A 14,413-nucleotide genomic window follows, 5' to 3' on the forward strand; every position below is an offset into this window, starting at 1 on the left:
TTCGACACCCCCGAGCACCTGGCCAACGAGCTCATCGAATATATCATCTACTACAACGAGTTCAGGCCCCACCAGGCAATCGGAAACATCCCGCCAAAGACCTTCGCCGAACAAAAGAAAACCGAACAGCCATCACCGAATTCGTGAACTTGCACAATTGCGACCACGTACGGGCAAGAAACCATTATTCCGTCATTGCGTCCAACAGCGGCCTGGCTCGCTTCCCTTGATCAACGTTTTTTGGAAGACATCATCAACCGGGAGCCATTGGTACTCATCCAACACGGAGACCCCGGATCAATCCCGATCCCGTACCGGCAAACCCTTTTGCACACCTATGCCGCAATGCACGCCGACAACAAGATCAACGACGACGGCCTCGCCGGTGAACGTCTTTGGATGTTCGCTGACGCCGGGCTCGAGGAAACAATAAAGGAAATTTGGCCGGACCACTACGAATACGATTTACGTGGAGACTTGATCCGCCTGATTACACTTGGCAAATTGAGAGGATGCTTGGAGCTTGTGCGGGGCCTCCTCCAATCGCCATGCGACCATCATCATCACGGACAATGGGCGCTGGAATGCCTCATCGAACTTGATGACAAAGAGGCTCTTGCTGAGTTTGCGGGACGTTTCTCTCACTCGTTTCGAGACATGCCACTTGCCTTTCAGGTGAGCTTCGCCACCAACCTCTTTCCGGATTACCTGACCTTAGACCAGCTATGCGACGTGATTGAATTTTCGAACGATCCGCGGCGCGGGACGGTCGAGGGTTTTGGCCACGCTCTCAAACGGTTGTGGCGAAAATGTCCGGAGGCCGACAAGGATGCCTTTGCAGAACGGCTTGCGGCACTAGCTCTGCGGAAGCCGCACTGCGCGGACTACCATCGAGTTTCCGCAAAATACCGATTCATTGCACGAAATATTAGACCGATCTGCCGTGACCTCCTCCAAAAGGCGGAGCAAGATGCCCCGTCGCAGGCACTCGTTCGTTGTTTGATGACCCTAAGGCGTGCCGATCGACAAGAGGGCATGAACCGAAACGAAAAGCCGTCAATTAAGCAACTTATTGACGAAAAACCCGCAGTAAAAAGAGCTCTTCTTTGGCATGACGTCGCGGAAGCCCGCGCAAATGCGAGATATGCAGAGAAAATAAGGTCGTTTCGGCAAATATTTTTTTTACAGGACGAGGTATCGCCATCTTATACGGCTGACGACATTAGCTGGCTATTGGACGACCTTTCGCAACGCTCATGTCCCATTGACCGAATGATCGTGCTCAGCATCTTGGTTGATCTGGTCCGCAGCGGCATTGCACCTGAGCGGATCAATCGACCAATACTTACCGACCTTGTTTCGGACGATGCGGACGTTTCCGACTGGCTGTGCGCGCTTTTTAATCCTCCGCCGGTCGATAAAGAGTCTGCAAAATGGGAAAAACAAGCTGAAAAATACCGCCTCAAGAGACGGCGAAAAGAACTAATCGCCCAGGCAAGCTGGGTACAGTTTCGGAAAGAGATGGTCTCCAACCCTGAGCTGATCCTGCAGCCTTCGACCCGTTTCCGCAACATCCACCAGATTTCAAATTTGCTCCGGCTTGACGCCAACAAGGCAAGTGAGGAGTTTGTCGAACATGTTGATCGCATCGAAGAATGGTTTTCTGCTGAAGTCAAGCAAGCTTTTACTCAAGCACTTTCTGATCATTGGCGTTCAATAGACGTTACATACGAGGGAGCAAAGACTTGGAATCAAGAGTATGGGCGGGCTGGCGTATATCTCGAATTTCGCGAGAACCTGGCGGCTTTCGACGAGCTATCGGTTGAGTTGGCCAATAAGGCAATAAGACTCGGCGTGACTGACCACCATAGTGATTGGGTTCAGCGGCTCATAGAGCGCCGCCCCGACATCGGTCTCCCAATTGTAGCAGAGCATACCGCCGGGGAGTTATCCAGCTCAGATGGCTTCGGCACCAGTTTTCTCTATTATTTCGCCCATCAAGCGCCAAGCGTCCCGTCAGAGATAGTGGATTGTTTGCGTGACGCTGCTACGCCCCTTCCTAGCGACGAAAACTTGCTGGGCCTGCTCATTGCTATTTTTGTAAAGGCAGAACTGCCTGACGCCATGGCTGGCGTATTTTCTGACCTTTTTGAACAAGCGTTTTCTGATGCTTTTTTGTCTACGAACTATACCCGCGCAGCGCAGTGCATTGGCGGGCTTCTGGCAATCAACACGTCGGCTGGCATATCTCGCATGCAGCCTGTTTGGAGCGATGCATCAGCCGACCAAAAAATCGCATTTGCCACTGCTGTTTTCGGAGTCCTCTTTGACAATCGGCACGGCGGTTTGGCGTTAAACTGCCTCAACAAATTGAGTCCATCGGAATTGGCCAGTCTATATCGAATCGGGCGGACATTTGTTCCAAACCGAGAGCCGGAATTTGGAGTGGCACGCAGCGTCGACGAAATCGATCGCGCCCAATGCGGTCACAATGCCGTGCTCGCTGCGCTTATAGAAAAAACTGGTGCAGATGCGTATGCAGAAGTGTGCGGACTGGCGACCAATTCAGAAGAAAGCTGGTGCCTCAGACGCGCTAAATCGATGTTGGAGCGCGACAGTGAGCGTGCTGCATGGAATGAAGCCGAGGTGCTTTCATTCGAGCAAGCCTTTACGGCACCAATAAAAAACGGAATCCAACTGCACGCAGCAGTGATGCATGCGCTTCAAAGTTTCTATGATGGCCTGACCAATAATGACGCCTCTATCTGCGGCTTGCTGCAAACATTTTCTCAATGCGAAGAAAGGGACGAAGCCGCTCTGCGCGACGCCATTTTAAGCAACCTCATAGATAACAATGCGCAGGTCTTTCACTCGGCACGTGAAAACCAGGTTGGGAGAAAAAAGCGGCCAGATATATTTATTGCCGGCGCTACTTGCCCATTTCAGGTGGCGATCGAGGTTAAGCAGGCGGATCAATGGTCGGGAACCGATCTATTTGCCGCGCTCGAGGACCAATTGGTCGGCCAATATCTATATCCTGAGAACCGACGCAATGGTGTTTTGTTGTTGATCAACACTGATCCAAAAAAAAGCTGGGAACTTCCCGGGAGAAAGCGTCGATCAACGTTCGCCGAACTCATGGAAGCACTTCAGGTACGTGCTGATGAACTCAGCAACACTGAAGGACGAGAAAGAGTATCCGTTTTTTCGATCGACGTTCCTATTTAGCCATGCCACAGACTTTTCGTCACGGCACATTACCGGCTACTACCTTAAACTGAATGACGAATAAGCTGCTTCTTGCCGCTCTTCCAACATGATCCACCCGCCGACCGGCCTCAAGGCTGACGGGGTCACCGCCTTTGGCGGCTATGGCCTTGACCCCGGCCTGCAGGCGTATCGGGGGCTGGGGAACGGACAATGGGTCAGTGACGGATGAGATCCGCACTGGCTACCACTGGAGGGCATAGTAGCGGTCCCAGGCATTGGCGATGTCTTCGAAGGTCCATTCCTGGAGGCGGCCGTGTTCGGCGCTTGGGCGAGAGATGCAGGCGGCCAGGCCGGATTCATGCTTGAACCGTTGGAACCAGGTCATCGACTTGGGTTTACCTTTGCTGCTCAGTTCGATGCGGCGGATGTGGTGGCCGTGGGCCCACAGCTCGCGGGGGTTTTGGAGGGTGCTGCGGTCCATGAGATAGCCGCGGAGTTGGCGCAGGTGGCGTTCGCGCGGGTCCTGGATCAGTTGGCTTTGCAGTTTGGCGACGGTTTTTTCGGCAGCACGGCAGCCTGCTTCTTCAAGCAGGCGGTCGAGCGCCTCGTGCGTCAGCACGATGGCGGGTGTTCCTTCCATGGGTTTGGCTTTCGTTGATAGGCATAAAAAAACGCCCCAGGCGGGACGTGTCCGTTGGCGGAGCTTACCTTCCGCCGAATGATATATGTATACTACATGTATGTGCGGAAGTCAAGCTTAAACGCCGAGGAGTTGGCCCAGCTTGTCGGTGACCGGGCGCATCGGGTCCACGAACCCCAGGTCATAGATCATGGTGGTCTCGAGGTTGCCCTTATGGTCGACGTAGTGGCTGACGTCCTCGCGACGGACCCCCTGCCCCACCAGCATCAGTGAGATCGCGATCCGTTTCAGATCATACAGCTGGAAATGTTCCGGCACGCCGTCGAGCTGTTTGAACCGGGCGAGCGGCTTGCGGAAGTTGTCGCGGGGTTGGGTCGGGTCAGCATGTGATGGGAACACCAGGTCCGCGTCCGGCCAGCGGCTGCGCTGCCGGCGGACCAGCTCCGCGACCTTCGGATGGATCGGCACCGAGCGGTACGTGTACTCATAGGCCGCCCGGGACAGTTTGATCCCTTTGGTATGATGTTTGTGCCAGATGAGTTGGTCGAGGTCGAAGTGTGCGAACTCCGCATGGCGCAGCTCATTCGGGCGTGCCATCGTCAGGAACAATATCCCCATGAAGTGACATAGCTCCTCCATTTGGGCGTTCTGTTGCGTCAGGCGGCCGTTGGCGAGCGCCTGCTCGCGTTTGGCGTCACCGGTGAGGCCGGTGAGCGGTGGCTGCGCATCGAACACCGGCGCGAAGATATGGCGGGCAATCGCCTTGATCTGGGCCGGAGTGTACTCGCGGTGGCGGCGGATGATTTTGTGGGGACGCATGGGGCTGCAGGGATTACGCATGTCGACCAGCTGCATCCGGATCGCCCAATTGAACATGGCCTTCACCTGGCGCAGGGCGCCGTTGGCCGTGCTCGGGCTCTGAAACTGCTTCAGATAGGCGGAGACGTCGGTCGGCTTGATATCCGCGACCTTGCGCGTGCCGTACAGCCCCTCAAAGTCCCGATAGGCGCGGCGCATGTTGCGGCCCCGGCGGGTGCGGACCGCTGGGGGCGGGCGCAGCGAGGTGGCCACATAGCTCCAGTACTTGGTCTGGTGGCTGGCGGAGAGCGCGCTGACGTGCTCCTCCCAGAACTGGCGGGCCAGATCGCTCACCAGGAAGGTGTGTTTGGCCTGATAGTCCTCTTTGGCGGCATCCGGGTCCTCGCCTGCCCTGATCTGGCTCTCGCGTTGCTGGACCAGCAGGCGGGCAGAGCCCACGTTCAGGGTGCCGGGCACGCCGAGCACGACGCGGCGGCGTTTGCCGTCGAACCGGTAGGTATGGACGAAGGCTTTAGCCCCTTCGGCAGTGACCCGCAGGCCGAGGCCGCCAACGGCGCCCTGGCGGACCTGGCCGTCGAGGCCTTTGGGGTGATCCCAGAACAACTCCTGAAATTTGCCATCAGGACATTTAGCGGATCGAACAAAGGTATCAGTTAAGTATAATTTCGGCATAAATATGTAACCCCCATGTAACCAAATACTAACTCATAGTTGTGATGTATGCAAGAACAAATAGAAAGCACTGCGGATATTCCGCAGCAAATACAATTAGTTAATGGAAACGCGATTTTGGAAAATAGTGTACAATTGGCCGCTGTTAATCACTGGGTCGCAGGTTCGAGCCCTGCCGTCGGAGCCATATTTATCAAAGACTTATCCGGCCCCCTTGGGCCGGATGTTTTCATGTAACAGCCGTGTAACGGCATCACGTAGTTGACCAAAGTGAATTTCTGAACTGCATTAGATAGGGGCACTAGAAGAAAAATCCACCCAAATACAGCAAAATAATCTTGCCATATGAAACAACATATCCGAATATTCGCTCTATTTTCTTGAGCTTATATTATTCAACATCGCACGGTTAATTCGAATAATTTGCTCATTTTTCTTATCCGAGTATGGTATTCTTGATGCCGCAAGGATTGCCAATGGAAATTTTTCCTCCTCAATCGCCCTATCAATTATGCTGATCAGGGCCTCACCCCTGCTGTTCGAATAAGGCATTCGATCGACGTTCTTCACTATGTTGTATTCGTAGTTCGATAGCCCCTTGATATTTTCAGCAAATTCTTCGCCATGTTTTAGACCCATAAGTTCAGGAAGGTTAGAAATACCAACCATATAAAGAAAATAGATAAACAATAGACCTATGATAACAAAAATAAATTTCATCGAATCAATAAATGAAACCATTGAATCGCGCGCCTTGGAATCAACTCCAGAAGAGCCAGACAGTATTGGCGGTATAAGCCCAAAAAGAGCCGCTACCAGAACAATTACCGCAGCAGCCAATCCTAAATAATCTACCATGAATTGCCCCTCTTAATTAATCGAATTAACTTACAAGCAATTATGCCCCAATCGAACTGATACAGAAATGTAAAAGCTCCACCGTTGGCACCACAAACTCCTCAGAATCCGCACATCGAACTCTCATTCGGCGGAAGGAGTGATCATAGAGAAGAATCAGCGGGCCTGGTCGAAATTCACGACACGCAGACCGCACAGCCAACAAGCAAAAAATAGGGATAGATAGTTGTCTTTGGCCTCTCTCGTCGCTCATACTCCCTCATCAGAAATGACGCCTACAGGCACACTTTGCAGGCACACAATGTAGGCACACTCAGTTTTTATCGGGGTTTTTATATAACAATAACAATTAGTTATAGATTTATATCTCGGACTCTGACTCCGTCGGTCCTGGTTCGAATCCAGGTTCCCCAGCCAACAAGATCAGCCGGCTACGATCGTTCCTTCCACTCGCAGTTTCCGCAATTCGACCGCGCGCACCGCAGGCGCGTTTTTCCCGTGCGTGCGTGTTGCCGGGAAGCCGGTACGCCGATCGCTGACAGATCCGGGCACATGGGCGCGACAGCGTCTGGCACCGCGCAGGCCATGTCGCTGGCATCCGGAATCGCGCGCCGAAATCCGACGCGGCGAGATCGATTGGCGAAAACTCTCGCCGATGCGGCCGCAGCGATCGCCAAGGGAAACGCCGCCGTCCCGGGAACTCTCACCATCGGCCGCCGAAAAAAGGCCGCAGATCGCGTCCCGACTGGTCCGCGAAATGAAAGCAGGCGGGCCGTGGCCCGCCTGCTGCGGTCTGATTTCAGGTGTCGGAGGAAGGAAGAAATCAGATCCTGGGAGGAGTCATGAGAGCCTTGATGGCCGGATCGCCCTTCTTGAGGATCTTCACGCCGGTATCCAGATCGGCGGTCGGAACCTGGCCCATTCCGGGGTTGGTCAGGCTGTCGAACTGGGTCGGATGCGCCGCCGACCAGAGCTGCAGGAAGGACTGCACGCCCATCATGTAGGGGTTCTGGGCGACGGTCGAACCGTACTCGTCGTCTTCGATGCCCTGCAGGATCGGCACGTCGATCGACCATGCCAGGACGTGGACCTTGTTCGGGCCGTCGAAGCGACCGACATTGCGGGTCGCCGCCAGGGCGCCGGTCGCCGGATTGCCGTGGGCGCAGAAGATGACGTTGATCTGGGGATTGGCCTGAAGCATCGCCGTATTGACCGTCTCGGCTTTCTGCAGGTCGCCCTCGTCGTTCACCTGTGCGACGACCTCGGCGCCAGGCGCGACGGAGGCAAGGCCTTCCTTGAACCCCTGCAGGCGGTGATTGATGGAATCCAGGCCCGGGATCAGCGAAACGCCGACACGCGCATCGCCACCGATCTGCTCGCCAACGGCCTTGCCGGCGGCAAAACCGGCATTGTAGTTGTTCGTGCCGACGAACAGCAGGCGATTGGATTTCGGCGAGTCACTGTCGAAGGTCAGGGTCGGCACGCCGGCTTCCATGGCGGCATTGATGGACCCGACCAACGTATCGGCGTCGCCCGCGGTGACGGCGATGCCCTTCACGCCCTTGGCGACCAGCTGATCGACGGCACGCGCTTCGGCCGAGGCATCCCAGTCGGCGGGCCCCTGAAGTTCGGTCGTCGCGCCGACGGTCGCCGCGGCGTCCTGGAAGCCGGCATAGGCCCAGTTGAAGAATTCGGATCCTTTGAGGAACACCACCATTGCGTAGTGTTCTTCCGTTTGCTGCGCCTTTACGGGCGCGGCCAACAGCGAACCGGCGGTCAAGGCGGCGGCGGCTAGGCTCAGGCAAATCTTATTCATTGTCGTCCTCCCGGTGGAGTTTGGAACCAAGTCAGGGACTTTGGGGTTGCAGAGATCGATCAATCTTCTGCTGGCGAACGGACTTCATTTTCCGCTCATTCTGTTTGGCGATGACCCGGCTCACCAGGACGGCGATCAAGAGCATCACGCCGTTGACCACGTCGTACCAGAAGGGGTTCACCGCCGAAGTGACGAATGCGTTGTGGACCACGGCAAGGAAGATCGCGCCGAGGACGGTGCCGAAGATCGTGCCGCTGCCGCCCATCATGTCGGCGCCACCGATCGCCACGGATCCGATGGCCTTGAGTTCCGCCATGTTGCCGTGGCCCCAATGGGCGGCGCCGTATTTGGCGGCGGCCATGATGCCTGCGCACCCCGCCAGGAACCCGCTCAGCGCATAGATCGCGATCTTCACCCGCGCGACGTCGACGCCGGAATACTTGGCCGCCCGCTCCGATCCGCCGATGAAGTAGATCTGCCGGAAGAAGCGGTGATGCCCCAGCAGCATTCCGAGCACCACGGCCGCGACCGCGAAGAAGACGATCGGGAAATCCACGCCGAGGATCCGCCCCTGGCCGAGCCAGAGAAAGCTGTCCGAGAAACCGGAGATGGATCTGCCGTCGGTGATCGCCAGATTGACGCCGCGAAGCGTCAGCAAGGTGCCGAGCGTGACGACCATCGGATGGACCCGGAACGAGACGATCATGGCGCCGTTGAGCGCACCGATCAGCGCGCAGACCGCAACCGTGATCGCCGCCGCCAGCGGCACCGACAGGCCGACCTCGACCATCAGCTTTGCGACCAGGATTTCGCCGAACGCAAAGACCGACGCCACCGAAAGGTCGATCCCTCCCAGAATGATGACGAACGTCATTCCCAGCGCCATGATCGCTTCGAAGATCATGTTCATCGCCAGCACCCGCAGGTTCGCTAACGTCACGACGTTTCCGAAAACGGAATGCGTGAACGCCACGATCAGCACCGTGACGACGATGAGGCCAATATACTGAAGCCAGCTGCCGCTCACTTTGATTTTGGCGAAGTTAATCGACATCAGACCGCCAGCCCCTCCAGTTCGACCGCCGCGTTCATGACGTCCTCTTGCGTCAGAACACCGGCCTTGTTGTCCAGGTCGGCAACCACCGTGCCGGAGCGGAAGACCAGCACGCGGTCGCTCATGCCGAGCACTTCGGGCAGTTCCGAGGAAATGAGAATGATGCTGCAGCCGGCATTCGCCAGTTCGCGCAGCTTCTTGTGAATCTGCGCCTTGGCGCCGACATCGACGCCGCGCGTCGGCTCATCGACGATCAGGACCTTCGGATCGGCGTTGAGCGATTTCGCCAAAAGAATCTTCTGCTGGTTGCCGCCCGACAGGCTGAGGATCGTCGCCGACGGCCGCTTGGGACGGATGTCCATTTCCGTGACGTAGCGCCAGGTCGCCTCTCGCATGGCCTTGCGGTTTTCCATTCCGAACCGCGCCTCGCGATCGAGCACGCAGGAGCTCACGTTGAGCACCATGTCGTAGTCGAGGAACAGGCCGCTTCCCTTGCGATCCTCGGACAGATAGACGATGCCGTGCCCCAGAGCCTCGTGCGGCGAGTTCAGCTCGATCGGCTTTCCGTTCAGCTCGAACCGGCCCGAGGCCCGCTTGCGCGCATTGATCAGCGCCAGCATCGCCTCCGTTCGGCCGGCGCCGATCAGTCCGGCCATGCCGAGGATCTCACCCCGTCGAAGATCGAAATTGACGTCCTTGACCGCACCGAACAGGGCCAGGTCCCTGCAGGAGAAGACGACGTCCCCGACGCTCGCGCTGCGCTCCGGATAGAGCTTGCTCAGCGACCGGCCGACCATCAGCGATATGATCTCGTCCGAACTCGCTTCCGCAGTCAGCCGCGTGCCGACGTTGCGGCCATCGCGCAGGACCGTGACGTGATCCGAAATCTCAAAGAGCTCATTGAGCTTGTGCGAGATGAAGACGATCGCCAGTCCTGAATCCCGGAGATCGCGCACGACCTGGAACAGCTCGTCGATTTCCTTCTCCGACAGGGAGGATGTCGGCTCATCCATGAAGATGAGCTTGGCATTCAGCACGACGGATTTGGCCACCTCGACCAGCTGCTGCATGCCTATGCTGAGGCTGCCGGCGAGCGCGCGCGGATTGATGTCGACCTGCATCCGGTCGAAGACCGCCTGGCACCTGGCATACATCGCGTTCCAGTCGTTGAAACCGAAACGGTTGGTGATCTCGCGCCGGAGGAAGATGTTCTCCGCAACGGTGGCCTGGGGCACGATGCTCAGTTCCTGGTGAACCACGCTGATGCCTGCGCTCATTGCCTCCAGCGGATTGTCGAAGGACACGGTGTCGCCGTCGAAGACCACCTTGCCGGTATCCCGCTGGAGATTTCCCGACAGGATATTGACCAGGGTCGACTTGCCGGCGCCGTTCTCCCCGATCAGGGCGTGGACCTGTCCGGCTTTGACGTCGAAATTGACGTCTTCCAGAACCCTGTTGCCGAAGAATGATTTGTTGATCCCGGTCGCCTGCAGCATGGCCCTACCCCCGCTGCCGGATGGTGCGCAGGGCATCGATGCCGACGGCCACGATCAGGACCACGCCGACCGTGGCCTGCTGCCAGTTCGGATCGCCGTTCAGAAGAATGAAGCCGTTGCCGATGAGCGCGAGCAGCAGAACGCCAAGGAAGGTGCCGAAAATGCTGCCCGATCCGCCGAAGAAGCTGGCGCCGCCGATGACCGCCGCCGCGATGGCCCGCATTTCGGCGGTAATGCCGTAATTGGCGTAGCCGATCTTGTTCGCCGACGTCATCAGCAGCGCGGCGATCCAGACGAAGAACGCCGAGATCATATAGGCGGCGATGGTCAGGCGTTCGACCTGGATACCGGACAGCTTGGCGGCCTCGGCGTTTTGCCCGATGAAGAACAGCCGTCTGAGCGGCACCCAGTTCGACAGCAGGATGCCGAAGACGAGGGTCGCCGTCAGCGTGATGATCAAAAGGACCGGCACGCCATAGCTGGCATCCCCGATCTGAAGGACGAATTCATGGCGGGCGAACCTGGAAAACCAGCGCGGTGCCGTCGGGAAGGAAATGTACTGCCCGGTCGTGAGCACGGTCGCGACGCCGCGCGCCGCCGTCATCATCGCCAGGGTCACCAGGAACGGCAGGATGCCGATCCGGACGATGAAAAAGCCGTTGGTGAAGCCGCAAAGCAGAGCGACCAACAGACCGCCCGTGACCGACGGCAGCACGGGCATGCCGGCCCGCAACAGCAGCGCCATCACCACCGAGCTCAAGGCCATCACCGCGCCGACGGAAAGGTCCAGCCCGCGCACGATCAGAACCGTCGTCATGGCGATCGCCAGAAGCAGGTCGTAGGACATCAAGGACAGCACGGCCTTGAAATTGATCCAGGACAGGAAGGTGTCCGGTCGCATGATGCCGAGACCGATGACGACCACGGCATTGATGGTCAGCAGCCAGAACTGACGACTTGAAAGCACGGATCGGAAGGGAATTTTCATCCCCTTGTCCTTGTCGACAAGTGCTTGCGCACTGCTCATCGCTTCCTCTCCCGTCCCCGCACACGTGCCGGACTTCAGTCGTTTTCGCGGTTTTTAACGAACCGCTTTTACAGAACGATCATCGCTTTCATCGTCTTGTCCGGGTTCTGGTCTATGTATTCATACGCCTGCATGTAGTCGTCGAACGGAAACCGGACCGAAACGAGCGGAGACAGGCGTACTTTTTCTTGCCGGATAAGCTCTATGGCACCCAGATAATCTTCGTGTTTGTACATCAGGGTGCCTTTTAGAACGATTTCCCGGTCGCCCAGAACGGCCATGTCGATCTTCGGCCTGTCGCCGTAGACCGCGACGGCAACGATCGTCCCGCCCTTGGCCACCAGTTGAACGGTGGTGTCGAGCGCCGATTCCACGCCCGCCACTTCGAAGGCCACGTCAAATCGGGACGGACCGAAAACCTGCTCGACAACGTCGGCAATGTCGCTGGTCTTGGGATTGACGACCTTGGCGATACCGCACTCCCGGACCTTTTCCAGCCGGTAGTCGCTCACGTCGCTGATCAGGACGTTGCCGCCCCTGGCCTGGGCCACCTGGGCGATCAGGTTGCCGATCGTGCCGGCGCCGGTAACCAGAACGTTCTTTCCCGACAGCGGGCCGGCCCGCGATACCGAATGGACCGCCACGGCCAGCGGCTCGATCAAGGCGCCGATTTCGGCGCTCATCGTCTGCGGCAGCGGGATGACCATGTCCTGCGGGAAGGTGACGTAGTCCTGCGCCACGCCGGGCACCTGGAAGCCGCGCACCTTCAACGCGTCGCAGATATTGAAATCGCCGCGGCGGCACGGATCGCATTCGCCGCAGAACACCTGCGGCAATGCCGTTGCAAACGTACCGATCGGGAATTTCTCCGCATCCACCTTCGCGCCGACGGCGACGATTTCGGCGGAAAACTCGTGCCCCTGAATGACCGGATAGGACGTGAACGGATGCTTGCCATGATTGACATGGATGTCGGACCCGCAAACCCCGATATGGGAGACGCGCAGCAGGATCTCGTCGTCGCCCGGCGCCGGGACCTCAATGTCGTCCCGGAACTGGATCCTGCCCGGCTGAACCATCGTTGCTTGGCGCATTTTCCTCGATGCCCTTCTTTTTCTTGCGGTCTTGCCGAATGACGGCTCCCGGCCCCGCAAGTGTTGCAGGAGGCGCTAGTAGACGCCCTTTTTGAGCAGCAAGTTTCCGTACTTGACGACAGATCCGGTCACGACGACGCAGAAAGCCAGACGCGCTCGCGCGTAGAAATCGTGGCGATCTTGCAGGAACGTCGTTTCCGGAAGGCCGGAATCGTATTTGTCGATCACCGACCGGTATTTGCTTTCCAGTTCCGGATCCTCGACATCGTCTTGCGGCGGCGCGACCATGACGATGGAATCCTCGACATAGGTGTCGATCGGAAAGAGCGGCAGGACGGCCTCGAGCAGGCGCGGGATCTCCACCCCGTCGAGCCTGATGACGCGCTGGCCGATGCTGTGCGCGGGAAACAGCGCGTCGGAGAAGACGATTTCATCGCCATGTCCCATCTGCGCCAGGACGTGGAGCAGGTCGGGGGGGATCAGCGGAGAGATGCCGCGCAGCATTGCCGTCGCTCCTCAATAGACCGCTTCGACGATGGCGCGCATGTCCTCGGCGCTGGTGACGCGGGGATTGGCCTGGTAGTCCGGCAGCACCATGCACTGCGCCGCCAGCGCGTCGAGGTCCGAGGCCTTGGCGCCGAAATCGCGCAGGCGTTTCCTGAGGCCGATCCGCTCGAGGAACGTTTCGATCGCGTCCTGGGGCGAGGCTGCCGCCGGCGCCAGCGATTGCCTCAGCAGTTCGAAGGCGTCCGGCGCCGCGGCCAGGGTGTATTTGACGAACTCGGGATAGACGATCGCCAGCGCCTGGCCATGGGCGATGTTCGGATAGAAGCCGCCGACGGCCATGCCGATGCCATGCGGCAGCGTCACCCCGGCATTGGCGATGCACATGCCGGCCAGCGTATCGGCCAGGGCCATCTGGGTTCTGGCCTCGAGATTTCCGGGGTCTTCGAGCACGACCGGCAGACACTGACCGACCAGCCCGACCGCCTCCCTCGCCAACGTCCTGACAATCGGGCTGGTGTTGGCGTGGATGTAGCTTTCGAACGCATGGGTGAAGACGTCGAAACCGGTGGGTGCGCTCACCGCGGCCGGCGCCGTGACCATCAGGCTCGGATCGACGATGGCGAGATCCGGGAAGATCCGCTCGTTGAAGATCGCGGATTTGTAGCGCTCGTCCTCGTTCGTGAAGACACTCACCTGCGTCACATGCGAGCCCGTGCCCGACGTGGTCGGGATGGCGACGATCGGCAGGGTCTTGTCGGTGGGCTGGGTGTCGCTGCTCCAGATGTAGCTCCACAAGGAGCTGCCATGGGTCGCGCCGACGGCAATGGCCTTGGCCGTGTCCATCACGGATCCGCCGCCGAACCCCACCACGACATCGACACCCGTTTCCCTGGCGAACCGGCTCCCGGCTTCGACGGAAGAAAGCGTCGGGTTTGGCACGACGCCATCGAAGACGGACACGGTCATGTCCGCGTCCTCAAGGCTCTTCTTCAGGATGGCGAAGGACGGCTGCAGATAGGGCTTCACCGTCATGCTGACCACCAGGGCCCGCTTGCCGAACGGACGCGTGAGCGTTCCGGCATCGCCGAGGGCATTTACTCCGAAGTGGAGCTTGGTGGGAACGTGGTAGGAAAACGTTCCGAGCATGCCGGCCTCCTTGCTAGTTTGTTTTTTTATGAACTTACTCCAAAAGATTCGCTTTGTCACTAGCCGCAATCAGC

General features: G+C 58.2%; 12 protein-coding genes. 2 read left to right on the top strand and 10 right to left on the bottom strand.

The window, feature by feature from the left end; translation table 11 throughout:
• A partial coding sequence (locus tag CH339_RS25380) for an integrase core domain-containing protein (protein ID WP_146610090.1) occupies positions 1-147 on the top strand: 147 nt, incomplete at its 5' end.
• 93 nt (positions 148-240) lie between these two features.
• Positions 241-3,228, top strand: a complete 2,988-nt coding sequence (locus CH339_RS09790; protein ID WP_111434174.1) for a hypothetical protein — start codon at positions 241-243, stop codon at positions 3,226-3,228.
• Positions 3,229-3,451: 223 nt separating this feature from the next.
• On the opposite strand, the gene CH339_RS09795 is transcribed toward CH339_RS09790, so the two are convergent.
• The 10 genes from CH339_RS09795 to CH339_RS09835 form a co-directional block, all read right to left on the bottom strand.
• Positions 3,452-3,850 carry a hypothetical protein gene (locus tag CH339_RS09795; RefSeq protein ID WP_111434175.1) on the bottom strand — a complete coding sequence of 133 codons (399 nt, stop codon included), beginning with the start codon at positions 3,848-3,850 and terminating at the stop codon, positions 3,452-3,454.
• A 117-nt stretch (positions 3,851-3,967) separates the two neighbouring features.
• Positions 3,968-5,341, bottom strand: a complete 1,374-nt coding sequence (locus CH339_RS09800; protein ID WP_111434176.1) for a tyrosine-type recombinase/integrase — start codon at positions 5,339-5,341, stop codon at positions 3,968-3,970.
• 372 nt (positions 5,342-5,713) lie between these two features.
• Positions 5,714-6,199, bottom strand: a complete 486-nt coding sequence (locus CH339_RS24290) for a hypothetical protein (protein WP_146610144.1) — start codon at positions 6,197-6,199, stop codon at positions 5,714-5,716.
• 823 nt (positions 6,200-7,022) lie between these two features.
• Positions 7,023-8,078, bottom strand: a complete 1,056-nt coding sequence (locus tag CH339_RS09805; protein WP_146610145.1) for a substrate-binding domain-containing protein — start codon at positions 8,076-8,078, stop codon at positions 7,023-7,025.
• Positions 8,047-9,069, bottom strand: a complete 1,023-nt coding sequence (locus CH339_RS09810) for an ABC transporter permease (protein WP_111434178.1) — start codon at positions 9,067-9,069, stop codon at positions 8,047-8,049. Before CH339_RS09810 ends, CH339_RS09805 begins: the two co-directional genes overlap by 32 nt.
• Positions 9,069-10,565, bottom strand: a complete 1,497-nt coding sequence (locus tag CH339_RS09815) for a sugar ABC transporter ATP-binding protein (RefSeq protein WP_170138468.1) — start codon at positions 10,563-10,565, stop codon at positions 9,069-9,071. The genes CH339_RS09810 and CH339_RS09815 overlap by 1 nt, the downstream gene beginning before the upstream one ends.
• Positions 10,566-10,569: 4 nt before the next feature.
• The gene (locus CH339_RS09820; RefSeq protein WP_111434180.1) at positions 10,570-11,592 is read right to left on the bottom strand and encodes an ABC transporter permease; all 1,023 of its coding nucleotides are present in this window, start codon (positions 11,590-11,592) and stop codon (positions 10,570-10,572) included.
• A gap of 68 nt (positions 11,593-11,660) precedes the next feature.
• On the bottom strand, positions 11,661-12,686 hold the full coding sequence (locus tag CH339_RS09825; RefSeq protein ID WP_111434181.1) for a zinc-dependent alcohol dehydrogenase: 1,026 nt from the start codon (positions 12,684-12,686) through the stop codon (positions 11,661-11,663).
• 75 nt (positions 12,687-12,761) lie between these two features.
• On the bottom strand, positions 12,762-13,190 hold the full coding sequence (gene fucU, locus CH339_RS09830) for an L-fucose mutarotase (protein WP_111434182.1): 429 nt from the start codon (positions 13,188-13,190) through the stop codon (positions 12,762-12,764).
• Between the two features lie 12 nt (positions 13,191-13,202).
• Positions 13,203-14,339: an iron-containing alcohol dehydrogenase gene (locus CH339_RS09835; RefSeq protein ID WP_111434183.1), complete on the bottom strand. Its 1,137-nt coding sequence runs from the start codon at positions 14,337-14,339 to the stop codon at positions 13,203-13,205.
• Positions 14,340-14,413: the final 74 nt, after the last annotated feature.

The organism is Rhodobium orientis (assembly GCF_003258835.1).
Lineage (GTDB): Bacteria > Pseudomonadota > Alphaproteobacteria > Rhizobiales > Rhodobiaceae > Rhodobium > Rhodobium orientis.